10 protein-coding genes are annotated in these 25,606 nt (G+C 63.6%); 3 read left to right on the forward strand and 7 right to left on the reverse strand.

The genetic code is table 11. The features are described 5' to 3' along the window. Nucleotides 1–318 precede the first annotated feature (318 nt). A complete protein-coding gene (locus Q7F16_RS24295; RefSeq protein WP_409556623.1) occupies nucleotides 319–2,691 on the forward strand; it encodes a putative bifunctional diguanylate cyclase/phosphodiesterase in 2,373 nt (790 codons plus the stop codon). A gap of 10 nt (nucleotides 2,692–2,701) precedes the next feature. Here the strand turns inward: Q7F16_RS24295 and Q7F16_RS24300 are convergent, their stop codons facing one another. The 4 genes from Q7F16_RS24300 to Q7F16_RS24315 all read right to left on the reverse strand — a co-directional run bounded on the left by Q7F16_RS24300 (nucleotide 2,702) and on the right by Q7F16_RS24315 (nucleotide 8,370). Beyond that, on the reverse strand, nucleotides 2,702–3,139 hold the full coding sequence (locus tag Q7F16_RS24300) for a phosphate ABC transporter substrate-binding protein (protein ID WP_409556624.1): 438 nt from the start codon (nucleotides 3,137–3,139) through the stop codon (nucleotides 2,702–2,704). An 11-nt stretch (nucleotides 3,140–3,150) separates the two neighbouring features. Continuing rightward, nucleotides 3,151–4,389 (reverse strand): porin, encoded by a 1,239-nt coding sequence (locus Q7F16_RS24305; RefSeq protein ID WP_409556625.1) that lies wholly within the window; start codon nucleotides 4,387–4,389, stop codon nucleotides 3,151–3,153. A gap of 92 nt (nucleotides 4,390–4,481) precedes the next feature. After that, nucleotides 4,482–6,344, reverse strand: coding sequence for an ATP-binding protein (locus tag Q7F16_RS24310; RefSeq protein WP_409556626.1), 1,863 nt, complete (start codon nucleotides 6,342–6,344; stop codon nucleotides 4,482–4,484). Between the two features lie 322 nt (nucleotides 6,345–6,666). Further along, nucleotides 6,667–8,370 (reverse strand): ABC transporter ATP-binding protein/permease, encoded by a 1,704-nt coding sequence (locus Q7F16_RS24315; RefSeq protein ID WP_409556627.1) that lies wholly within the window; start codon nucleotides 8,368–8,370, stop codon nucleotides 6,667–6,669. A gap of 199 nt (nucleotides 8,371–8,569) precedes the next feature. Here Q7F16_RS24315 and fhuF point away from each other — a divergent pair, with 199 nt between their 5' ends. Further along, nucleotides 8,570–9,253 carry a siderophore-iron reductase FhuF gene (gene fhuF, locus Q7F16_RS24320; RefSeq protein WP_079304245.1) on the forward strand — a complete coding sequence of 228 codons (684 nt, stop codon included), beginning with the start codon at nucleotides 8,570–8,572 and terminating at the stop codon, nucleotides 9,251–9,253. A 170-nt stretch (nucleotides 9,254–9,423) separates the two neighbouring features. Further along, on the forward strand, nucleotides 9,424–9,591 hold the full coding sequence (locus tag Q7F16_RS24325; RefSeq protein WP_162486713.1) for a hypothetical protein: 168 nt from the start codon (nucleotides 9,424–9,426) through the stop codon (nucleotides 9,589–9,591). A gap of 326 nt (nucleotides 9,592–9,917) precedes the next feature. Here Q7F16_RS24325 and Q7F16_RS24330 read toward each other — a convergent pair whose 3' ends face one another. From Q7F16_RS24330 to Q7F16_RS24340, 3 genes are read right to left on the reverse strand one after another with little or no spacing between them, the layout of a single operon-like run. Then, a complete protein-coding gene (locus tag Q7F16_RS24330; RefSeq protein ID WP_046065734.1) occupies nucleotides 9,918–11,564 on the reverse strand; it encodes a cyclic peptide export ABC transporter in 1,647 nt (548 codons plus the stop codon). Nucleotide 11,565: 1 nt separating this feature from the next. Then, complete coding sequence (locus Q7F16_RS24335) at nucleotides 11,566–15,402, reverse strand: non-ribosomal peptide synthetase (protein ID WP_409556628.1); 3,837 nt, start codon at nucleotides 15,400–15,402, stop codon at nucleotides 11,566–11,568. Beyond that, nucleotides 15,399–25,598: a non-ribosomal peptide synthetase gene (locus Q7F16_RS24340; RefSeq protein WP_409556629.1), complete on the reverse strand. Its 10,200-nt coding sequence runs from the start codon at nucleotides 25,596–25,598 to the stop codon at nucleotides 15,399–15,401. Before Q7F16_RS24340 ends, Q7F16_RS24335 begins: the two co-directional genes overlap by 4 nt. Nucleotides 25,599–25,606: the final 8 nt, after the last annotated feature.

Consider the following 25,606-nt stretch of genomic DNA (forward strand, 5'->3'; position numbering starts at 1 on the left):
TTCATAGGCTGGCAGGGGCCCTTTGATTAACGAACAGGATTGATCGGGCATTACGTCCTGCATGAAAGGCCTGCAGGACACTGTTGTATTAAAAACTGGACCAATAAGTCAGGGGCGTCAACTGCACTTCGTCATGACAACCCCCGCAAAGCCACGGTCGGCGTGCCGATTGGCAGTGGCAGGCGTGGTTTGTGGTCTATAGTTTTCAGCAGATCCGGAATCCTTCCGTGCCCGCGATCAGGAACTACGGGCGCCTCGGGGCGTTGCCACATTGGATACCCGCAGGCCGTCAGCAGTGAACAATGCAGGGAGCACACCATGGCGATCCAACGGGCGAGTGTACTGACGTCGGCCCAGGATGTCGTCCATCGTGAAAATGCCCTTTGCGATGCGACGAACAATCTGCTTCGGCGCCGCTTCGACCAGGTCAAGGAAGCCTACATTCTGTTCCCGCTGCTGGCCGTTCTGCTGTTGTCGGTCATCTGGGCGGGCACGCTGTACCTGATCAAGGTCGAACGAACCCGCGCGCAGCAGGGCATCGCCGAGGCGAGCCTGGAAATCGGCGCCACCTACGAAGCGCAGATTCTACGGGCGGTGCGTGAAATCGATCAGACCCTCAAGCTCGTCAAGTACACCTACGAGTCCGAGCGCGAGCCAAACCCGCTGCCCAAGCTCAAGGCACGCGCCTTGCTGCCTTCCCCTTATTTGTTTGACGTGAGCGTGGTCGATTCCAGTGGCCTGATCATCGCCAGCACCCAGCCGAGCGAGGCCGCAAGCCGGATTGCCCAGGATGAGCTGCAAACGGTGGGGCGTGATAATGCACTGTCGATCAGCCGCCCATGGAAAAGTCCAGCGACGGGGGAGTGGAAGTTGCGCTTCAGCCGACGGCTCGACGCAGGGAGTGGCGCGTTCGCCGGGATCGCCATGATCGAGATCGATGCGGCCTATTTTGTCAGCAGTTATGACCCCTCCAAGCTCGGCAATCACGGCTTGCTCGGCCTGTTGGGCATCGACGGCATCTTTCGGGCACGGCGCAGCGGGGAAGTGATATCGGCCGGCGACGAGGTCGATTACGCCGCCGTGGTGCCGGATACCGAAAACACTGAAGCCGTGCGCTCGATCAATGGATGGGACGGTGTGCGGCGCTATACCAGCGCTCGCAAGCTCTATGATTTTCCGCTGGCGGTGATCGTCGGCTTATCCGAAGAAGAACAACTGGCCACGGTGACCCGGCAAGCGCACACCTACCTCTGGCGTGCGGCGGGTGGCAGCCTGTTGCTGGTGTTGTTGGCGGGGCTGCTTGCCCGGATGAGCTGGCAGCTGGTGCAAAGCCGCCTGCGCGCGGCCGAAGCGAAGATTGCCTACGCAGAAAATGTCGAGTATCTGGCCTATCACGACGGCCTTACGGCGTTGCCCAATCGCAGTCTGTTCAGCAAGCTGTTGAGCCAGAGCATCAGCGAGGCAAGCCGTTATCGTCGGCAACTGGCGGTGCTGTTCCTGGATCTCGACCGCTTCAAGCAAGTCAACGATACGCTTGGGCACGATGCCGGCGATCAACTGCTCAAGGAGGTCGCGCTGCGGCTCAAGGCGTGTCTGCGCACCAGCGATACGGTGGCCCGACTGGGCGGCGACGAATTCGTGATCCTGCTGCCGGAGCTGTCTGATGACAAGGACGTGGCAACCACCGCCCAGAAAATCCTCGGCGCCATTGCCCGGCCCTTCAACCTCCAGGGCCAGGAGTTCCGGGTGACCGCCAGTGTCGGCATCAGTGTATTTCCACAAGATGGCCTGGACGAGCAGACGCTCAAGAAAAACGCCGATATCGCGATGTACCAGGCCAAGCAATGCGGCAAGAACAACTTCCAGTTCTACTCCGCGAAGCTGAACGCGGACTCACTGGAGCGGATGACGCTGGAGCTGAGCTTGCGCCACGCGCTGGAGCGCCACGAGTTCCAGCTTCACTACCAGGCCAAGCGAGATATTGGCACTGGTCGCATTACCGGCATGGAAGCGCTCCTGCGCTGGAACCATCCGGACCTGGGTATCGTGGCACCGATGCAATTCATCCCCGTCGCGGAAGAGACCGGTTTGATCGTGCCGATCGGCAAGTGGGTGCTCAAGACCGCCTGCCAGCAAAACGTGGCCTGGCAGCAACAGGGATTGCCGCACTTGGGAATCGCCGTGAACCTCACGGCACGGCAGTTTGCCGACGAGAACCTGCTCACGGACCTGGCTGGGATATTGGCCGAAACCGGGATGGATGCGCGTCTGCTGGAGCTGGAAATCGCCGAGAGCCTGCTCATGCAGGACGTCAAGAGAGCGTTGAGCGTGTTGACCGGGCTCAAACACCTGAAGGTCCGCATCGCCATCGATGATTTCGGCATCGGCTATTCTTCGCTTTCTGCCCTCGAGCAGTTTCCGCTGGATGTCATCAAGATCGACCGCTCGTGTATCTGCGATACCAGCAGTGTGTCGGAAGACAAAGCCCTGACCGAGGCCATTATCGCCATGGGCAGGACCCTCAGCCTGACCGTGGTGGCCCAAGGTGTGGAAACCAAGGCGCAGGCCGATTTCCTGCGCGACAATGCCTGCGACGAGTTCCAGGGTTTCTACTTCAACAAACCGATCCCCGCCGATCAGTTCAAGGTATTGCTGCAAGCCCAGGCGGCCGACACGGATCTCGATACGTAAAGGCCCGTGCTTATTTCGGGTCAAGCGGCAGCGCCCTGACGCTGCCGTCCAGCTCCCGCGCGTCGATGTAGCCAATGGTGTCGGGATTCTCTGCAACCCGCTTCTTGACCTCCGCGCTGCTCGAAACAGCCTGCGGCGGCTGGCCCCTGCCGGTAAAGATGATTTTCGACCAATGCGCCTTGAGCTGGGACGCGGACTTGCCGGTGAACGTTGTGTAGAACTCATCGCGGGTCGCCGAATCTTCCGTCAGGTCAATGGGAGTGGCCTGTCCGCCGCCGGGAAAACGACTGGTCTTGCCCAGGAAAATATCCGCTACCTGATTACGCGCAAGCGCTTTCACCGGGCTGGACGTGGCGACGATCACGACCACGTCGGCCTTGACGGCAGCGCTGGCTGCGCACATGGCGAGCCCCGCTACGGCGAATCCGATGAGCCTCACAAACCCCATGGCCCGCTCCATCAGAATACAAAATCGACAGCTAGGCTGATGACATTGAATGAGCCCCCCGGCTCGAAGTCCGATTGGGGGTTGATCAACGGACCGACCGAGTTGCCCTTGAAACGTGTGTGATCGTATTGCAGCTTGGCGTCCATGTTCTTGGTGAAGTCCCAGCGCACGCCCAGGGAAAGGGTCTGCTGGCCTTCGTTCGCACCCAGGATGGCGTTGAGGGCACCGTTGAGTTCGCCGGCAGCTCCGGCGGAGGCCGGAGGTAAAGTCGACACCGTCAACCCCGCAGTGGACGTTTCACTCTCGGTCCTGGATCGCGCGTAGGTGACATAAGGCGTGAATGCATCAATGCGGTATCCACCACTGAGATACCAGGCGCTTAGCGTGCCGACTACCGTATCGCTCCTGAAGCGCCCCCATTCGCCCATGACGAACCAACTGCCCGGGTCATAGATGGCTCCCACACCCAGGAACTCCACGAGCTCATCCTCGGAGTTGTACCGGTCCGCGATGGCGTTGCCTTCCTCGCCGAAGCCTCTGAAACCTTCGAGGAGGGGGTCGAGCGCTTCCAAGGTCAGATGAGTCCTCTGGTAGGTGATGCGTGTCGTCAAGGCCCCGTATTCGGTCAAATTGGAAATGCCCGACGATTCCCTTGCCAGGACCTTGTCCATGTCATCGGGCCTGCGCGGACTGCTCTGACCGTAATTGCCCTGCACGGTATTGATAAGGTCGCCAAAGTGCAGCCTGTAGCTGAGGTCTACACCATCGGCGCTAGTCACGGGGATCAGACTGTAGACCTCCCCTGGAGGCCGCACCCAAGGGAGGGTGTAACCCACCTTTCGGCTGTCGGAGAACAGGAACGCCGGCTGCACCGTACGCCCCACGCGCATGTTGAAATCAGGTGTGAACGCATACTTGATGTTGGCCCACTCGACAAAGGGTCGGTAGCTGTTGTCGTAGCGCTGCTCTGAAATGACCTGCACCACGGCCGACAGCTGCGGGGTGAAGGTGGCGGTCAGTTGGGCACCGATCAGGCTGTCGACATCGGCGCTCCAGTTGCGTGAATGACCGGCGCCATTGGGTTTGAAGATACTGGAGGTGAAGTCGGCTTTTTTTTCGCTGGAGTGGACGATCCCCACCGTGCCGAAGCTGCTCAACGAAAACATCGACGTATCGGCTGTGTCGGCGCTGGCCCCGCCGACATACAGCGTCATGACGGCCAGGGCCAGGGTATTGGGGCTTGTCGCCATAGGGTCAACGAGACCTCGTTGCATGGATCGCCATTCGTCTGTTCCTTGTAACGTTGGCTGAAGCTGCGCGCTACCACGCACCGAAGCGTAGTCTAGATCGCCAATTTGAGCGTAAAGGTCGCCCCCGTTCCCGGGCCATCGCTGTGGGCCTCCAGCGAACCCCCCATCTCCATGGCCGCCAGGACGCAGCTGTGCAGGCCAAAACCATGGCCATCCTTGCGGGTGGTAAAGCCATGGGCAAAGATTCGCGTCAGGTTCTCGGGCTCGATGCCTTCGCCATTGTCGATGACCTTGATCACCAGGGAGTTTCCTTGGTGCATCTCACTCTGAAGGATGATTTGATGGGCAAGCTCCGGCTTGTCATCCATCGCCCTGCTGGCGTTTTTTATCAAATTGACCAGGATCAGCAGCACCCGGTGCTTGTCCAACAGCAGCAAGGGCGTTTCGGCAAAGTTTCGCACCACGGTTATCTGGCGCGCCGCGATGATGCCGGCGTTCATGCGTAGGGCATCCTCGATCAGTTCCTTTATCTGCACGGTTTCGGCGATGCTGGAGGTGCCTGCATACGATTGCTGGGCGGCGACGATTTCCTTGATGTGATCAACGCTTTTACTCAGCTGGCCGAGCTCCTCGGTCATGCTCTGTTGCTCGATCGCAAGCGCGTCCACCAGTTGGTTCAGGTAGCTGGGCAGCAGCTTGCCTTTCTCGTCGTGGGAGATGAAGTCGCCGAGGTCCTCGGCATGCTCGTTCATCATTTGCACGGCCTTGCCAAGCCCCAAGGCCTTGCTGGTGCGCAGCTTGCGGGTGACCAGGTCGGCGGAAATATTCACGCTGTTGAGTACATTGCCCACGTTGTGCAGGACGTTGGTGGCGATTTCGGCCATGCCGGCCTGGCGGGCGGCCGCGGCCAGTTGCGTCTGGGCTTCGGCGGCGCGCAAACGGCTTTGCGTCAGTTGCCAGCTCATCCGGGCGAGCAGGCCCACCAACAACACCAGCACCAGGCTGCCGCCTGCGGCGCGCCAGAGATAGGTACGTGCTTGCTGGTTCACCACGGCCAGTTGTTCTTCCTCCGACAACCCGACAATCACTGCCAGCGGAAAGTCGTAGAGCTGGCGGGCACTGGTGTAGCGCCGCACCCCGTCCCATCCATTGACCGAGAGCACGGCCTCGGTGTTTTCAGCGTCCGGCACCACGGCGCTGTAATCGACCGTATCCCCGGCCTGTACCGTATCCCCGGTGCGCCGTACGCGGAAGGTGCCGTCGGTGCCAAGGAGTCCGAGCGCACCCTGGTCGCCGAGTTTCGAGGCGTCGTAGCTGCTGACGAAATAGGCGGCATCGACCTCGACCCTGGCGATCCCGGCAAGCCCGCCATCTGCTGCGTCGAGTCGACGGCTGAAGCGCAAGCGCCATTCTCCGGTGACCGGGCTTTTCCACGGATGGCTGATGGACAGTGAGTCGCTGTGCCGCAGCGTTTGCTGCTCATCCGGGTCAGCGATATTTTCCAGGTCGTTGACCCGCGTGCTCGCCACGAGCCTGCCGTCCGGGTTGACCACACTGACGTCAAACACCAAGGCCGGTGGCAACAAGGCCCGCTCCTGGAGCCGACGCAGGGCATTGGGTTCGCCCTCAGCCTCGTAGGTGTATTTGACCAGCTTGAGGGTCTGATCGATTTCGTGAATGGCGCGCAACATTTGCGCTTCGTAGGTGGCGCCCATCTCCAGGCTCGCCGTCGCGGCGCTCTGCTGCGCGCGAAGATGTTCAACCTTGATCAGGTACAGGGTAGCGGTCCAGATGGCCAGCAACAGCAGCGCGGCCAGCAGCGGGAACAGAATGTAGGCTTCCTTGGCCTGGTCGAAACCGCGTCGAAACACGCTGGCCTCGGTATTGTCATCGGTCTCTGCATGATGGGCAGGGCCAGGGGCCAACCTCAGTGTCTCAGGCCGCTGGATCGGCATGGTGTGCTCCCTGCATAGTTCACTACCGAAGGCTGTTGGGCATCCGACATGGTTGCGGCTCGAGAGGGTGTTGCTCCTATGGCCCGAGCGAAACTCTGGATCTGTCAGGAACTATAGACCACAAACTCTGCATGCCAATGTACAAAGGGGGGCGATTGACGGGGATACTGAGGACTTTGTGGCGTGGGGGTTTTGTGGGAGCAAGGCTTGCCCGCGATGAAGGTGACGCGGCCCTCCTGAAGTCGAGTCGACTCCATCGCGGGCAAGCCTTGCTCCCACAACTCCGCCCGCCACAGGTTATTCAGCGTTTGCTCTATTGGGCTCAGACCGCTTGTTTGACCTTGCGATGCACCCACTGTGCCTCGTCCTGCAGTTCAAGGACTTGCCAATGGAAGTGCTCCAGGGAGGCGCTGTGCCCGACACTGATCAGGATCGTGTCCGGCAGCGTTTGCTTGAGCAGTTGATAGCAGCGCGCTTCGTTTGCCGCATCCAGCGCCGAGCTGCTCTCGTCGAGAAACAGCACCGCAGGGCGGGTCAGCAGGGCCCTGACGAATGCACAGCGTTGCTGTTCGCCGACGCTGAGGGTCTGCGCCCAGTCCCGTTCCTGCTCCAGTTGATCGGCCAGGTGTTGCAGGCCGACTTGCTCCATGATCTGGCGCAGGGCCGTATCTTCTTCGCGGCGGGGCGGTTTGGGGTACCACAGCGCCTCGCGCAGGCTGCCCAACGGCAGGTAGGGTTTTTGCGAAAGTGTCAGGGCACGCTCACGGTCATAGCTACTTGAACCGCGAGCGTGATGCCAAAGCCCGGTAATCGTGCGGATCAGCGTCGATTTGCCGTAGCCGGACGGCGCGCTGATCATCAGGCTGTCGCCGGGATTGAGGGAAAGGTTGAAGCCTTTGAACAATGGCCGGCCATTCGGCAGCCAGATGTCCAGGTCCTTGATGTCGAGGCCGCTGGCCTGTTGCTCCTGCCTGACCTGGGACTTGACCTCGACGTTATCCAGGCGCTCCTGGAAACCGACCAGCCGGTCGATCACCGACTTCCATTCCGACAGTTCCGGGAACACGCTCACCAGGTAGGCGATGGCCGCGTGCACTTCACCGAAGGCCGCGCTTATCTGGGTCAGGCGGCCGAGGGGAAAGGCGCCGGCAAAGAACTGCGGCGCCATGATGAACATCGGGATGACCGTCGCGCTGCGCAAGTAAAAGGTTGAGTAGCCCATGATCAGCTTCTGTTTCTTCACCAGTGCCCAGAAGTTCTCCAGCGCCGCCTCCAAGCGGTGGTTGAAGCGTTCGTTCTCCACGACTTCACCCCGGTATTGCGCCACCGAGTCAGCGTTCTCCCGCAGACGGATGAGCGAGAAACGAAAATCCGCTTCACGCCGCTGTTGCATGAAATTGAGGCTGGGCAGCGCGCGGCCCAGCCAGAAGGCCAGGCCGGTGCCCAGGAGCGCATACACCAGGGCGACCCACACCAGCAGTCCCGGAATGACCACCGATTGGTCGTTGAACGGCACGCTGACGAGGCTGGAGGCCTGCCAGAGGATATGCAGGAAGGAAAACAGCGACACCACCGACGTCAACAGGCCCAGGCTCAACTTGAGCGACTTGACGATAAACAGGTCGATGTCCTCGGCGATCCGCTGATCGGGGTTGTCGACGTCGGTATCGGTCAGCTTCAGTTTCTGGTAGCGCTGGCTGCCCAGCCATTGATCGAGCATGTTGCGGGTGGCCCAGCGCCGCCAGCGGATGGTCAGCTTCTGCTGGAAGTGGAATGCGCCTACGGTAAAGGCGGCCATGCCGATCTGCAGCAGGATGAATTGCAGGCTGCCCACCAGGAAGCCGTGGTAGTCCAGGGCCTGCAAGGCGTTATAGAAGTGCAGGTTCCAGAAATTGGTGAGGATATTGACGCCAACCAGGCACAGGGTCATCAGCACGGTGGCCAACAGCAGCAACAGGGCCGGGTACTTTTCCTCGGAGGCCCAGAAAGGCCGCGCGAGACGCCAGAAATTGCGAAGTGTGTGCATGTGGTCTTGGTAAGCCTGGTCGCTAACGACGTTGAGTTTGCAGGGGCGGGAGGATAGGATCAGCCAATGCTAATCGTTTGCATTAATTAGGGAAAGCCACGGGAGCCCCGTTATCGAATTTCCAGAATGGCTTAACCAGGCCTGGCCGCCGATACAGCGGGTTATCCGGCAGGCACCTGGCGACCAGCCTGCCATCGCGTTGAGCCAGCTGGCCGACCCTGCGGTACTGCAACCCTTGCTAAGCCGGTTTGCGCTGCGTTACCCGGGGGTGAACCGCGCCGCCGTGGTATCGCAGTGGTCGATGAACTACATGAGCATTGTCCTGCCGGCCACCCTGGCCTGCGTGCTGACGCGTCACTGCGCCATCGAGTTCTGGGGCGAGGACGCGCTGCTGCTGCATGACGACGGTCAACCTGCGGCGCTGGGCCTGGGCACCGGGCTGTCGGCCTTGGGCGCGGATGATCGTGCCGCGTACTGGTCGCGATTGATCCACGAGCACCTGGCGCCGCTGTTCAGCACCTTGGCCGCTGCCGGTGGCCTGGCTCCGAAGATATTGTGGGGCAACTTCGTCGCCATCTGGGACGGCGCGTTCGCCAGGATGGACCCCGACCTGTCCAGGGACGGCTTCGCCGAGGCGCACCAATGGCTGGAACAGGTCACGGTGAACAACGGACGCTTGAAGCTGCGGGGCCTGCAGCGCATGGTCGAATCACCGGCGCCGCAGATTTGCCCGTGCTTGCCCCTGCGCCGGCATTGCTGCCTGCATTACCAACTGCACGAGCCGGTCGAAGGCCAACCGCCAGTGCTCTGCGAATCCTGCCCCAAGCTGCACCGCCTGCCGGTGGCAGAGCAGGTGAGCTACCTGCGTTACATCTATGAGTAGGGGGAGCGCGTCGTTTTCCTTTGGGGTTGGACTGGATTGGATTGGGTGCATATCCGTTGCTGCGGTACCGGCTGCTTAGGGTTCCGCCCTGACGGCGGCTCACTTTTGAAGAGCGCAAAAGTAAGCAAAACGCTCCTGCCCCACCACTCGGTGCCTCGCCTAGGCTCGGCATGCCCGCACTCCGGCATTGCTCCGTGGGCCGCCGCGAAGGGCCATCCATGGCCCAGCGCGGCTATCCCGGCATCCATGCCGGGATGCCCACTGCGCAATGCCTGCGTTCGGCCAGCGTGGTTAACGGGGCGCCCGAGATCAACGTCCACGCCGAGGCGGCCTTATAGCCGACCTGGCTCTCCCGGTCATACACCCATCAGAACTGTGGGAGCAAAGCTTGCTCGCGATGGCGGTAGCTCAGTCACATGGATGTTGGGTTTGCTGGCCTCATCGCGAGCAAGCTTTGCTCCCACAGGTGATCTTGGGTGTTCATGAGTTCTGTGTTCACTGCGGCCCATTGTGGGAGCGAGCCAGCTCGCGATAGCCGTGGCGCAGTCACATAGATGCTGGACATGCCCCGCTTTCGCTTTGCTTTAGATCTTGATCTGGACGCCCCGTTAAACCACGATGGCCGAACAAGTGAACAGCATTACCCACAATGTTCAGGGCTTCCTCAAGACAGCATTTCGGCCATGGGCATCGCATCAGCCTGCGGGGCGACTTCGCTGAGCTTGCCATGTTCGATGCGAATCAGCCGGTCGGCCAAGCCGAAGTAGGCGTCGTCATGGGAGATGACGATCAGTAATTTGCCGCGCTCGCGCAGGTCCGGCAGGATCCGGGTGTAGAAAAAGTGCTTGAACACCGGGTCCTGGTCGGCGGCCCATTCGTCGAACAGATAGCAGGGGCGATCATCCAGGTACGCACTGAGCAGCGCCAGGCGCTTGCGTTGCCCGGTGGACAGCGCCAGCGTCGTCAGTTTGCCGTCCTCGATTTGCACCTTATGGTCCAGTTGCAAATGCATCAGATAGTCCTGCGCCTGTTTCACCAGGTGCGGATCGTCGCCATCGAACAGGTTCTCGAACAGACAGAAGTCGGTGAAGATCGCCGAGAAGTGCTGCCGGTAATGGTGGTTGTCATTGCTCGAAGACACTTGCTCGTCGAGCATGATGTCGCCGCTTTCCGGCCGGTACAGCCCGGTCAGCAACAAGGCCAGGGTGGTCTTGCCGCTGCCGTTGCCGCCGGTGATGAACACCACTTCGCCGGCATTGAGGGTGAGGTCGATGGGGCCCAGGGTGAAATGACCGTCCTCGCGCTCGCGGTAATAGGTGTGGGTGACCTGGCGGCACACCAGGCTGCGAACCTGGGTCGGCGAGATCGTGTCGAGGGCCTCGTCGGCGGTTTGCATCTCGCCTTCCAGGGCGCGGATCTTGTTCAGCGCCACGCTGGCCCGGCCGAGGGTCGGCAAGGCGTGCATCAGTTCCGACAGCGGCGTGATCATGTAGAGGATCGCCAGGATATAGCCGGTGACCAGGCTCACGCCCAGGTCGATGAAATGCGGCGCGGCGAACAGCACCACGCCGATCAGCATGTAGAACACCGCATTGCCCCAGTTCAGGACCAGGGCGTAGATGCTCATGCCCCGGACAAAATCGCGGCGGTATTGCTGGCTCACCGGTATCAGCAGGCGGGTGAAGAAGTGCTGCCGGCGCGGATGGTTGAGTTGCAGTTCCTTGCTGCCATCGGTGAGCAGGCGGTATTGATTGAACAACTGGTCCTTGAGCTCGCGAGCGCGGGAAATCGAGGTCAGTGCCCGGCGTTGCGGCCAGTGAAAGCTCAGGCTACCGAGGGCGATCAGCAGCAGCGTCAGGCCCAGCAGCGGCATGCTGAGCCAGCCCAGGTAGCCCAGGCATGCGACGATGATCCCGACGTTGACCAGCAGGATTGGCACCAACTCCACAGCCTGGCTGATGGTTTGCGTATCGTCGGTGAGCATTGCCAGCAGGCGATGTTTGCCCAGGCGCTGCAATTGCGCGTAGGGCGTGTCGATCAGCTTGGCGCTCAGGTGCAGGCGCATGTCGTTGACCGCGGCCTGGCCCAGGCGCAGCAGGCTGATGTCGGAGATGATCCGCGACACCGCGACCAACACCACCAGGCCGGCGAAGAGCAGGCCATCCACTGGGCGCAGCTTATCGAACACCTCCAGGCTGTGGTTGATGTTGGCGATCAGGCCGGCCGCTGCGAGGCCGCAGGTCAGCCCCGTCAGGGTCGCCACCAGCAGTGCGCGCCATGAGCGTTTAGCCATGAGTAACAACAGATCCATTTCAAACCGCTCCGTGTGTAGCAATGGCCGTGAGGCGCGCCGCCAATTGTTCATGCAAGGCGCGTTGCTCAAGGATGGTGAGGTGTTGTGCTGCGATGACCTCGCGGGTCAATGGCTCGCTGCTCAGCTCTTCCCAATGTGGGTCGACGAAGGCAGCCTCGGCCAGGGTATCGCTGGCCCACCAGACATGCACCGGGCAGCTCAACCGTACGGGCTTGAACGTGGCCAGCAGGTGCTGCGTATGCTGCTGGTAGCGCAGCCGCGTTTGCAAATGCTCCCAACTGTCGCCATCGAGTTGCAGGCCTTGTTGCCGTGCCCACTGGACCAGTTCCGGCAGGCGTGCCGCTGGGGGCAGGGCGTCCAGTTGCGCCAGCAACGCAGCCATGATCGGTGATGGCAACTGGCGCAACACGGCCTGGCTGTCCGGCGTCAACGCTTGGGAAGCCGATTCCAGCAGCGCTTCGACACTGTCTTCCGGCGCCTGATGCTGGTATTGCGAGTCAATGATACCGAGAAACGCCACTTCTTCACCCTGGCTTTCCAGGCGCGCGGCCGCGGCAATCGCGAGCAGGCCGCCGAGGGAGAAGCCCAGCAGGTGATAAGGCCCCTGCGGTTGTTGCTGGCGCAGGTGTTCGACATAAAGCGCGCCGAGGCTCTCGATATCGCCGCCCAGCGCTGTGCTGTCGTCGGTCAGGTAGGCCGCCTGCAAGCCCCACAGATGCCAGCCCGAAAGCGGTGTCAGTAGCGTGCGGTAATCCTGCACGTGGCCGGTGGAGGGGTGGAAGCAGAACAGGTTGGCGGCTTCAACGGCGTTGGGCGTCGACAGCCGGACCAGCGGCGAGAGCTTGAGCTCGGCCTGCACCAATGCCGCAAACGCCGAGACGCTTGGGGCATTGAACACCGCATTGACCGTCACCGGTGCCGACAGCGCAGTCTGCAAGCGACTGGCAAGGGTCACTGCTGCCAGGGAGTGGCCGCCCAGCTCGAAGAAGTCATCGTCGATGCCCACTCGCTCCAGGCCCAGCACCTGTGCCCAGACGTCGGCGAGCAGGGCTTCCAGCGGCGTGCGTGGCAAGGCGCTGCCGACCGTGTCGAGAACTTTATCGGCCCATTGCTGCAGGGTCTTGCGGTCGAGCTTGCCGTTGCCCATCAGTGGCAACGCTTCGACGATCCGCAGGGTGGGCAGCATGTAGTCCGGCAAGCAATCCTGGGCCTGGCCATGCAGCCGGGCGACCGTGGTCGAATGCCCGGGTGCCAGGGTCATGAAGGCGAACAGTTGCTGGCCGAGCTCGCCCCGGGTGACGGATTCCACTGCAGCCTGGGCCACACCGGGAAGGTCGGTCAGCTGCGCCTGGATCTCGTCGAGTTCCACACGGAAACCGCGGATTTTCACCTGGCGGTCTGCGCGTCCGGTGATTTCCAGGCTGCCGTCATGGCGATAGCGGGCCAGGTCGCCGGTGCGATAGAGGCGTTCGCCAGGCAGTTGCGCCAGTTCGATGAAACGCCCGGCGCTTTGTTGCGCGTCCAGGTAACCGCGGGCCAGTTGCGGGCCGGCGATATACAGCTCGGCGCTTTGGCCGGGGGCGGCCAGCGCTTGCTGCTCGTCGAGCAGGTACAGGCGCATGCCGTCGAGACGGTCGCTCAGCGGCAGGCGGCGATAATCCATGGCCGGTTCGGCTTTGTGCATCACCACGCCAACGGTGGTTTCGGTCGGGCCGTAATGGTTGAAGAGCGCCAGCGTCGGCGCGAGGCCGCGAATGCTTTGCAACAGGCGCCGCGAACAGCTTTCGCCACCGAGGATCAATTGCTTGCGTGGCAACACGGCAGCGCTTTGGGCGTGAATCAACCAGGCGTCGAGCAACGACGGCACGATCTTCAGGTGGTCGATCGGGTATTGCGCCTGCCAGGCAGCCCAGGCCTGGGCGTCCATCGCCGTTTCCTTGTCCAGCAGGTGCAATTCGCCGCCGCTGAGCAGTGCCGGGAACAGCAACGTGTAGCCCAGGTCGGCCGCCAGGGAAGTGACCACCGCACTGCGTTCGCCGGGCGCCAGCGCCAGGCGGCGGGACACGCTGGCGACATAACTGGCCAGCTGCCGATGCTCGACGATAACGCCTTTAGGCGTGCCGGTGCTGCCGGAGGTGAACAGCACGTAAGCTGCGTCCTGGGCTTGGATCTCGACGTCGACTGGCGTGGCGGGTGCTTGCTGCCAGGTCGCTTCATCCCGCAGGTCGAGACTGCCGATGGCGGGCAACGCGGGGGCGCTGCCGGCCGAACCACTCAGGACGAAGACCGGCTGCGCCTGTTGCAGGATGGCCAGGGAGCGCTGTGCCGGCTGATGCACGTCCAGGGGGACGAACGCCGCGCCGCTCTTGAGCACGGCGAGCATGGCCAGGACCATCTGCGACGAGCGATCCAGGTACAACGCCACGCGGTCTTCGCGACCTACGCCTTGAGCGCGCAGGTAACGCGCCAGTTGGTTGCTGCGGGCCTGCAATTGGGCATAGCTCAGTTGCCCGTTGTGGTCGCGCAGGGCCAAAAGCTCGGGGAACTGCGCAGCACACGCATCGAAACTCGCCGGCACGCTGGTAAACGGCAGCGCCGCGACGTCGGCTGGCGCCCGCAGGGCGGCCAGCGTCGCGGTGAAACTTGGCGACTGCAATGAGAGCTCGGCCAGGGGCTTGCCCGGGTTGGCGAGGGCATCGAGCAGCAGCGATTGGAACTGCTCCAGCAAGACCAGGGCGGCTTGCTCGCTGTAGCGGCTCGGCAGGTGGCAGAGGTTCAAGCGATAGCCGCCAGCGGTGGTTTCGGCCACCAGCAGCAGCTCCATGCCCGCGGGGATGGCCTGTGCGTCCAGCACGGTGAGCGTCGATGCCAGGCTACCCAAGGTGTCGAGCCGATCGGGCAACTGCCCACCCCACTGGAAACCGTACTGCGAGGCGTCGGCCGGCAATGCAGCGCTGACGCCGCAGTATTCCTGCCATTCCGTGGCTTGTTCGCAGAGCACCTGCAGGTTCGCCAGCGCCTGGGCAAAATGGCTGTCCGCCGCCGGTTGCCAGCGCAGGGGCAGGGGCTTGGCGAACAAGCCCCAGCAGTCGGCGAGTTCTTCATAGTCGTCGCGGCAATCGTGGACCCAGTTCAAGGTCAGCGCCGGACTGTCGCCGGTACTCAGGCGCTGCAACAGCGCGCCCCAGGCCGTCATCAACACCTGCTCGGGCGATGAGTTGTGACGTTGGCAAAAGCTGTCCAGGGCCATGCTCAACGGCGGGTTGGCGCCCAGGCGAGTGGTGACCGGGGCGTCGGGGCGGTCGCTGCGTGCCTGGCGGTAGAGCAATTCGCTGGCGGCCGGCTCGTCCAGGGCCTGGCTGGCCCAGAAGCGCCGACCAGGCTCGGCGTCTTCATCGGCCTGTAATTCGTAGAGCCAGGCACTGTACTGGGTATAGGTCATGGCCTCGTCATCCACCGATGGTGCATCGGTCGAGGCCAAAGCCTGCGCCAGGCGCAGCAAGGTTCCGCGATCGGCGCTCAGTGCCGGCAGTTGCAGCGTCACTCGGTGGCGATCGTCGCCGATTGCTTGCACCTCGACGCTGATGGCGTCCGCGGCCATGGCGGTGGATTCAACCACTTGCAACGGCATCAGCAGGCCCGGCTCAGGCCGCACCCGCAGGCGCAGGGCCTCGTGGCAAGCGCTCAGGGCAACGAGTCGTTTCTGCAGACGTTCCAGGGCCAACGGACCTTTTACTTCCAGTTCCAGGCGCGCCGCTGGCAACCCGGCCAACCATTGGCTGCGCTGTTGCGGCGAGAGGGCGAAGGCTTCTTCACGTTTTTCGAAGGCGCTCATGCCTGCACCTCCACAGCCGGCACCGGCTGTGCTTCGGGCAGGCACCCGGTCAGTTGTTCGCGGCGCATCATCTGGCCCATGGCGACACAGATCTTGCGCTCGCCCTCGAAGGGGTCCCGGGCGTGGGCCACCAACATATTGTCCAGCATCACCATGTCACCCTTTTGCCAACTAAAACGTACCGCGCAGTCTTCATAAGCTTCGCCGATCACCTGCATCACCGCGTCTTCGATCACGCTGCCGTCGCCGTAGTACACGTTGCGGGGCAGGTGCCCGGGGCCGAACAGGTTGATCAGGTTGTTGCGCACTTCCGGCTCCAGGCAGGCGGTGTGGTGCAGTTGCACCTGGTTGAAGAACGACAGTTCCCCGGTCTCGGGATGCGCGACGATGGCCGGGCAATGCTGGGCGATCCGCAGGTTGTCGGCCCCCTGCCATTCCCAGCGCATGCCCGACGCCAGGCATTGACGCTCGACTTCCTCGCGCTGTTCGGTCTTGAAAAAGTCCTGCCAGCGCACATCCAGCTTGTCGGTGAAGTGCCGCACATACAGCAGCCCCAGGGCTTTGAAGCGAGCGACGATATCCTCGGGCAAGCGCGCCAACACTTGCCGGCAATCGACGATGGGCGTGCAGCCGCCGCGCGGTGCCGGCGTTTCGCAATAGAACCACTGCTTACGTGGCCACTGCGGCAGATGAGAGCTCTCGTTGTGGAAGAGAATCATGTGCTGTTCCGGGTACGGCGTGGAGTGGTAGATGTTCTTGCCCGAGGTGTTTTTCGGCAGGTCGCCGTAGGTCCCGTAGAGGTCGGGTTCGATGGCCTGGGCGAATTGTTCGAAAGCGCCAGCGTCCGGCAGGTTGAAACCCCGGAACAGCAGGCCACCGTGGGTCAGCAACTGGGCATTGATCCATTCCCGGGCTTGCAGCGCCCAGTGCACCGGGTCCAGGTCGCCGAGCAACGGCTCGATCACCAACGGCAAGGCTTGCCCGGCGTTGAGGGTGCGGGTACGGACCTGCTCGTGGGCCACCTGGCTCACGGCGGTTGCGCGGGTCTGCTTGAGCTTGCTCAGTTTCGACTGTTTGCGCGCGCTGCGGGCCGAGGCGTCGTCGAGCGGCGAATCAGGCGTGGCGCCAGCGTTGCTGCCTTCAAGGCGCCACGACCACAGGTCCAGCGCCTGCGCCGGGGCCGCGACGAGCTGCTCCAGCAGGTGCTCGAAACCTTGTTCGAGGCGCTGGAGGGTCTGCGCCTGCAACACGCTGGTGCGATACACCCAGCGCACGTTCAGGCCTTGTTCCTCGTCCTCTTCGACGAACACAGCGAGGTCGAACTTGCTGCTTTCCTGGGGCGATACCAAGTGCTCCACCTCAAGGTCCGGCAGGCTGGCATTGCCGCTGGGCGTGTTCTGCATGACGAACAGCACCTGGACCAGTGGGTTGACCCCCGGCGTACGCGGCGGCTGCAACTCCTCGACCAGTTTGTCGAACGGCACCTGCTGGTGCTGGAACGCCGACAGGCAATCCTCGCGCAAGCGTTGCAGGCGGGCGTCAAAGGTTTCGCCCTCGTTCAGGCGGGCACGGATCGGCAGCACGTTGACGAAGAAGCCGATGAGGTGTTCCAGGGCCGGATGTTCGCGGTTGGCCAGGTCGGTACCGACGATAAAGTCGTTGGCCCCGGTGGCCCGCTGCAACAGGCTGTTGAAGGCATTGAGCAAGACCATGAACAGCGTCGCCCGTTGTTCCTGCGCATAGGCCTTGAGCACCTGCGTCTGGGCCGCGGTGAAGCGTTGCTCCAGCGCCGCACCCTGGTAGTCGGGGCGCGCCGGGCGTGGCTGGTCAAGCGGCAGCGGGATCAGCGTGGACGCGCCTTCGAGCTGGCGGCGCCAGTAGTCGATGGCCCGTGCCAGCAGGCGCTGTTGCGCTTCGCTGCGTTGCCAGTAGGCATAGTCGGCGAACTGGATCGGCAGCACCGGCAGCACCGGTGTCGAGCCGCTGCTGCGGGCCTGGTACCCGACGATCAGCTCCTGCATCAGGATGCCCATGGACCAGGCGTCGGTGGCGATGTGATGCAGCACCAGTTGCAGCACATGATCATCGGCGCCCAGGCGCAGCAGGTTGGCGCGCAGCATCGGTGCCTGTTGCAGGTCGAACGGGCGTGCGGCCTGTTCATCGATCAGGCGTTGCAGGGTTGGCGCCTGCTGTTCGCTGTCGAGGTGACTCAGCTCGGTCGGCGTCAAGTCCACCACAGGTGCGGGACTGATGACCTGGCAAGGCTGGTCGCCGTGGAGGTGGAACGCCGTGCGCAAGGATTCATGGCGTTCGAACACTGCCTGCAAGGCCCCTTGCAGCGCCGCGATGTCCAGCGCGCCACGCAGCCTGACGGTGGTGGTCATGTTGTAGGCGGCGCTGGGGCCTTCGAAGCGATCCAGGAACCACAACCGTTGCTGGCTGTAGGACAGCGGCAACGGCTGGTTGCGCGGCGCCAGGGTTATCTCGGTGTGATCGTCGGTTTCGGTCTGGGTATCGCGTTGCTGGTCGACCGCTTCGGCCAATTGTTCGAGGGTGCCACGCTCGAACAGCGTGCGCAGTGGCAGGTTCACGTTCAATCGTCGACGAATCCGCGACAACACCTGAGTGGCCAGCAGCGAGTGACCGCCGATGGCGAAGAAGTCGTCGTGCACACCGACGTCGTCCAGGCCGAGGATTTCCTGCCAGAGTTCGGCGAGCACTGTCTCGGTTGGCGTACGCGGTGCGATGCCTTGCGCCTGCGCGGTCTCGTCCTGGGGCACACCCAAGGCGGCGAGGGCGCGGCGGTCGATCTTGCCATTGGCGTTCAGCGGCAATTGCGCAAGGGCCAGCCAACGGGCCGGGACCATGTAGCTTGCCAGTTGCTGGCCCAGGTAAGCGCTCAAGACTTGTTGTGCGGACTCACCGCCCAGGTCGGCCGCTTCGTCGAGCACATACCAGGCCACCAGTTGCAACGCACCGCGGGCGTCGGGCAGCGCCAGCACCGCCGCGCTGCCCACCGCCGGGTGTTGCATCAGGCGATTTTCGATCTCGCCCAGTTCGATGCGGTGGCCACGGATCTTCACTTGCTGATCGCGACGGCCGAGGTACTCGATCACGCCGTCGGCGCGCATCCGGCCGATATCACCGCTGCGATACAGGCGCGCATCGGCCTGGAACGGGTGCGGCACAAAGGCTTCGCGGGTGCGTTGCGGGTCGCGCAGGTAGCCGCGACCTACGCCGACACCGCCGATGCACAACTCGCCGGGTACGCCGATGGGGACCATGCGCAGCGCCGTGTCGAGGACGAATACCTGGTTATTGGCGGTCGGCTTGCCGATGGGCATGTGCAGGCAGTCGTCGGCCGGGGCTTGGGTGATGGGGTAGAAGGCGACGTCGTCGGAGCATTCGGCGGGGCCGTAGGCGTTCATCAACGGGATGGCCGGGAAGCGTGCGAACCAGTCTCGCGCCAGGGCCGGTGGCAATGCCTCACCGGTAGGCAGGAGCCAGCGCAGGCTCGCCAGGCTGTGGTGCTCCTGACTTTCCTGGAGCATGCCGCGAATCAGCGCCGGCACGGTTTCCAGCAGCGTCAGCTGCTGTTCTTGAACCGCATCAAGCAAGGCCACAGGGTCGTGGGCCTGGGCATCGGGAAGAACGTGCACGGTGGCGCCGAACAGCGGTGCGGCGAGGAATTGCCACACGCTGATATCGAACGCTGCCGAAGCCGTCTGGGCAATCCGGTCGTGCTCACCCAGGCCCAGGCTCGGGACCTTGCCGAACATGTTGTTGAGCATGCCGCGTTGTTCGACCATCACACCTTTGGGCGTGCCGGTGGAACCGGAAGTGAAGATCACGTAGGCCAGTTGATCCGGGTTGTGCGCATAGCTCACCGACGGCTGTTCACGGCCTTGCCAGAGTGCCTGGGCGATCAGGCAGGTGGGTTGCTGGCGCATCTGCGGCAGGACGTTGTCCAGTGCTGAGGTCGCGTGCTCGCACACCAGCAACAGCGGCGCTTCGCCCAGGTCCAGCAGCTCCGCCAGGCGTGCGTGAGGCTGTTGGATATCCAACGCCTGGAACGCGGCACCGGCCTTGAGCGTGGCGATCATCATCGTCAGCAAGGCCAGGCCACGCTCAGCGAACAGCGCCACCAGGGTTTCCGGGCCGGCACCGGCGGCTTGCAGCGCATGGGCGATGGCGTTGGCGCGGCGATCCAGTTCGGCGTAGGTCAGCGATTGTCCCTGGCATACCGCGGCCAGGTGCTGCGGGCGGCTGCGCACTTGTTCGGCGAACAACGCCGCATAGCCACGTTCCAGCGGGAAGTCGACGTCGCTGCGGTTGCAGTCGATCTGCAACTGCCGGCGTTCCGCCTCGGGCAGCATGTGCAGGCTGCCCAGGGGGGCCTGCGGTGTCTCCAGCATGTTCGAAAGCAGTTGCACCAGGTGCCCGAGCATGCGCTGCACGGTGTCCGTGCTGAAACGCATGCTGTCGTAGGACAGGCGAATGCCCAGGCGGTCGCCGGGGTACAACACCACCGTCATCGGAAAGTTGGTGTGGACTCTGTCTTCATAGATGTCGATGCTGAAGGCATCCAGTTGCACGCTGCTGATATCCAGTGGCGCGTTCTCGAACACCACCAGGCTGTCGAACAACTGCTGGCCGCGCGGCACTTGGCTGCAACGCTGAATGTCCACCAGCGACGCGCTTTCGTGTTCGCGCAATTGCGCATTGTGGGACAGCAGCGCCTGCAACCAGTCGGCCACTGGCGCTTGTGGGTCGACATCGATGCGCAGTGGCAGGCTGTTGATGAACAGTCCGACCATTTCTTCTACACCGGCGAGGTCAGTCGGGCGGCCGGCGACGGTCACGCCGAACAGCACGTCGCGGTTACCGCTGTAGCGCGACAGCAACAGCGCCCAGGCACCCTGGATCCAGGTGTTGGGGGTCAGTTGGTATTGCTGGCACAGCTGCTGCAGACGCTGGGTCTGGGCGATGCTCAGGGTCTGGTCGAAGTCGCCGACCTGTTCCGGCGCCTGTTCCGGGCCGGCCACGGAGCTGTCCACATGCAGTGGCGTCGGCTCGCTGAAACCGGCCATTTCGGCCTGCCAGAACGCGTGTGCGGCGGCCATGTCATGGCGTTCCAGCCAGCTCATGTAGCCGCGGAACGAGCGCAAGCGCGGACGGGCCACCGGCTCCTGGCGCACGATGGCCTGGTAGATCGCCAGCAGGTCTTCCATCAGCAGGCCGAAGCACCAGGCGTCAGTCAGGATGTGGTGGAAGCTGCGCACCACGGCGAAGCGTCGCTCGTCGAGTTGGAACACCCGCAGGTGGGTCAGTGGCGCACCGGCCATGTCGAAACCTTGCAAGCGTTGTGCTTCGAGGGCCTGGTCCATGGCCAGGCGCTGCTGTTCTTCGTCGAGATGGCGCAGGTCCTGCCAGTCGAACGCCCGGTGCGTTTGGCGGTACACGCATTGCAGCGGCTCATGGTCGTCCTGCCACCAGAAGGCGGTCCGCATCATTGGATGGCGTTCGAGGAACAGCTGCCAGGCCGCTTCCATCGCCGGGCGTTGCAATACCCCGTCCCAGCTGTAGCGTTGTTGCATCAGGTAGATGCCGCTGTGGGGTTGCAACAGCGTGTGCAGGAGCATGCCTTGTTGCATCGACGACAGCGGGTAGACGTCTTCGATGTTCAACCAGTCCAGCGGCTCGGCCGCCAGGGTCGCCGCTTGTTTGTGGCACAGTGGAAACGCCTGGCTGGCAGGGCGCAGATCCGGTGTGGCGACGAGCCCGGCGAGTTCGCTCAAGCGTTGAGCAAGGCGCGGTGCCCAGTCGGCGGCGAGGGTGCCCTGGCTGCGCAGGTGTAGGCAGTCATCCTGCCACCAGGCGTCCAGGGTCAGTGGGCAAGGCGAAGCCGCCGACGGGTTTGCGGCTTCGACCTGGGCCAGGATGCCGCGCTCTTCGCGATGGCTGTCGAGGTTGCCCAGCCAGCGAATGGCGACCGAGGCCGCCGGCAGGTCACGCAGCGGTTCTTGCAGGTAGGTGTTGTCCGACAGGTAGCGCAGGGCGCCATAGTCGACGCCGTGTTGCGGGTAGGCACGCATCTGCGCGGCCAGTGCCTGCAAGCGTTGCAGCAGGCTGTCGCCTTCGAGTTGGAGGAAGTACGGCACCGCCAGTGCCAACGGCCCGATGATGCGTGCCGGGTCGAGGTCGGCCACGGCAATGGGCGCCGCGACCGGCAAGCGCTCGACACTCGGCCGGGCGCCGTGCACGCTCAGCGCGACCAGGCCATTGCCGCACGGTTCACGGTACTGTTCGGCCACGGCCGCGGCCAACAGGCTGCTCCAGTCCAGTTGCAGCACTTCGCCCAGGCGCTTGAGTTCGCCTGAGGTGGCAGTCGCCAGGGACTGTTCGATCACGCTGGCCGGCTGCTGGCTGTCAGGCAGTTGCAGCGGTTCCGCGCCGGCGTATTGCAGCCAGTGCTCCCAGGCGTCGTCCAGGCCATCGCCCTGTGCGTGAGCCTGTTGGTGCCGTGTCCACTGGGTGAAGTCACCACCGGCGTAGGACAGGCGTACTGGCCGCTGATAACGCAGTTGCGCCAAGGCCAGGTTGAGGTCCGTCAGCAGCAGCGCCCAGGACGCTTCGTCCAGGCACAGCGGATGAGCGGCCAGCAGCAGCGAATGTTTGCCGTTTACCTCCAGCAAGCTGGCGTGCAGGGTTTGGCCTGCGTCCAGTTCCAGCGCGTCGACACCGGCCTGGGCCAGGGCTTGCAGTTGCGCCGGGGCGCAGGTCTCCAGTTTTTCGGCGGTGACGACCGGGGCCTTGGCCGCGACCAGCACCCGTTGCTGCCACTCGCCCTCCGGCAGGGCCATGAGCGCCAGGCGCAAGGCCTGGTGGTGTTGCTGCAAGGCGACGATGGCCTGGCTCAGCAGCTTGCTATCGATCGCCTGGGTCAGCGCCACGCAACGCCAAGTCGCGTGCAACGGCCCTTGTTGCAAGCGCGCCAGTTGCCCGGCGGCCAGTGGCAGGTCATAGCCATCGGCAATCTCGTGTGCCACGCCCTGGCTGGCATCGGCGCCCAGCACCCGGGCGATGTCGGCGATGGTGCGGTTTTCGAAGAGCTGGCGGGGCGTGAGTTTCAGCCCTTGCTGGTTGGCGCGGGCGATGATCTGCAAGTTGATGATCGAGTCGCCGCCCAAGGCGAAGAAGTTGTCATGCACGCCGACACGCTCAAGCTTCAGCACCTCCTGCCAGATGGCGGCCAGTTGTGCTTCGACTTCATTGCGCGGGGCAACGTGGGTGGCGCTGTCGTCCGTGGGCTTTTGCGGGAGCGGCAGGCGCTGGACATCGACCTTGCCGTTACGGGTCAAGGGCAGTTCGTCGAGGGTGATGAAGTGCGCCGGCACCATGTAGTCCGGCACCCGCGCAGCGAGGTCGTTACGCAGCTTGGTGGCGGACAGCGACTGGCTGGCGATCAGGTAGGCCACCAGGCGCAGGCTGCCGTCCAGTTCCACGGCGCGGACCAGCGCCTGTTCGATCAGCGGCGACAGGCGCTTGAGCTGCGCCTCGACTTCGCCCAGCTCCAGGCGATTGCCACGGATCTTGACCTGGCTGTCGACCCGACCGAGGAACGCCAATTGGCCGTCCACTTGCCAGCGCACGCGGTCGCCGGTGCGGTACCAGCGTTGCTGATCCGCGTCGAGGTGGAAGCGTTCGGCGGTCAGGTCCGGGCGGTGCAGGTAACCCCGGGCCAGGGCGCCGTTGATCAGCAGCTCACCGGACACCCCGGTGGGCACCAGGCGACCGTTGGCATCCACCACTTGCAATTGACGGTTCGGCAGCGGTCGCCCGAGGGCGATGCTGCGCAGGCCTGGGGGCAGTTCGGTGGCAATCGCCCCGACCGTCGCTTCGCTCGGCCCATAGTGGTTGAACACCCTGAGCCCCGGCGCCAGGCGGTTGACCTGCTCCAGCAGCGTCGGGCTGAGGGCGTCGCCCCCGAAGACCAGCAGGGCGCGCGGCAACAGGCGGGCATCGGGAAGCGCCTGCAACAGACCGGCCAGATGGCTTGGGGTGATCTTCAGCACATCCACCGGGTGTTGCTCGAAGAGTTCGGCCAGTGCCAGGGGGCTGAAGCCGCTGTCTTCATCCACCAGCAACAGGCTGGCGCCGCTGCACAGGGCGCCGAACAGTTGGGTGTGGCCGAGGTCGGCGGCGATGCTCGACAGCAAGCCGTAGCGGGCTGTCGGCGGTGGGTTGAGTACTGCGTGCACCGCCGTCAGGTAATCGACGATGGACTGGTGCTCGACCACCACACCCTTGGGGGTGCCGGTGGAGCCCGAGGTATAGATCACGTAGGCGGCGTCAGTCGGGCTGTGGTCCACGGCCGGTGGCGTGTCTGGCTGGGAGGCGATGGCCTCGGCCTGTTCTGTCAGCCACAGCGTCGGCGTGTGCTCGGCCAGGCCTTTGAGCAAGGGTGAGGCGGCCGCGCCGATCAGCAGCGCGGTGCGGCTGTCCACCAGCACGTCGGCCAGGCGCCCTGCAGGCTGCTTGAGGTCCAGCGGCAGATAGGCGGCGCCGGCCTTGAGGGTGGCCAGCAGGGCAATCACGAACTCGGCGCTGCGTTCCAGGGCCAGTGCCACGACGCTGTCGTGGCCGATGCCCTGGGCGCGCAAGTACTGGCTGAGGCGGTTGGCCTGCTGGTCCAGTTCACGGTAGGTCAGGGCGACCTGACGGTCGCGGACTGCCAGGTGGTCCGGGTGAGCGGCCACCTGTTGTTCGAAGCGCTGGTGCAGGCACGCCTCAGGCACCGGCAGTTGCACGCCGCGACCCTGTACGAGCAGTTGCTGGCGTTCTTCAGGGCTCAGCCACTCAAGCTCGCTGACCCGGCACTGCGCTTGCGCCGTCATCGCTAACAGGATGGCGCGCAATTGTGCCGACAACACCGCGACCTCGGCGTCGCTGAAGCGACTGCGGTCGTAGCTGATCAGGTAGTGCAGTTGTTTGTCCGGCACCACGATCAGCGACAGCGGGAAGTGGTTGCGGCCTTGGGTGAGGGTAATGCCATCGACCTGCTGGTCGTTGCTCGGGGCACTGAAGCTCAAGCCACCGGTGTCCTGGTTGAGCGCGTCGGTGACCGGGAAGTTCTCGAACACCAGGATCGAGTCGAACAGCGCCTGTTCGGCAGCGATGCGCGTCATCGACTTGAGCTTGCCCAGCGGCAGGTAGGCGTGGTGACGAAGATCGCTGTTGGCTTGCTGCAAGTGTTGCAGCCAGGTCACCAGTGTCGGCTCATTGGCCCATTGCACGCGCAGCGGCAGGGTATTGATGAACAGCCCGACGGTGCTGTCCACCGCCGCCAGGTTCTCCGGACGCCCGGCGACGGTGACGCCATAAACCACGTCGTCACGCCCGGCGTGTTGGCCCAGCAGCAGCGCCCAGGCGCCCTGGATCAGGGTATTGATGGTCAGGTCGTTCTGGCGGGCGAAGTGCGCCAGTTGCTCGGTTTCGCTGGCCGCCAGCAGACTTTCCCGTTCGGCGAACGGCGCTCCTGCCGGTGCTGCCTGGCGTACGGCGAAGGTGGGCAGCGGGGTCGGCTCGCTGACGTCCTGCAGTTGCTCGCGCCAGAACCCTTCGGTGGCGGCCATGTCCTGTTCCGCCAGCCAGGCGATGTAGTCCCGATAAGGGCGGGTTGGCGCCAGGTGGGCGGGGCGGCCATGGGCTTGTTCGTAGTACAGCGCCAGCCACTCCTGGACGGCAATGCCGACGCTCCAGCCGTCCATGAGGATGTGATGGAAGGTCCAGATCAGGTGCCAGCGCTCGGGGGCCAGGCGCACCAGGCATACGCGCATCAGCGGCGAGTCATTCAGCTCCAGGGGTTGCGCCCGCTGCTCTAGCGCCAACTGTTCCAGCGCGGCCTGTGGCTCGGCGCGGTCTTGCCAGTCCAGTTCGGTCAGGGGTAACTCTACTTCCTGTTGCACCACCTGATAGGCATCGTCCAGTTCTTCCCAGAGAAATGCACTGCGCAGCACGGCGTGGCGCTGCATCAGCGCCTGCCAGGCACCGCGAAATGCGCTCAGTTGCAGCGGGCCGTTCATGTCCAGGCTCAGTTGCTGGTAATAAACCCGCGAATCCGGTTCATAGACGCTGTGGAACAACAGACCGTGCTGGGTCGGCGAAAGGGAGTAGATGTCTTCGATGTTGTTCATGCTTGCTT

Origin of the sequence: Pseudomonas sp. Lb2C2 (genome assembly GCF_052112205.1) — a bacterium.
Classification (GTDB): domain Bacteria; phylum Pseudomonadota; class Gammaproteobacteria; order Pseudomonadales; family Pseudomonadaceae; genus Aquipseudomonas; species Aquipseudomonas kilonensis.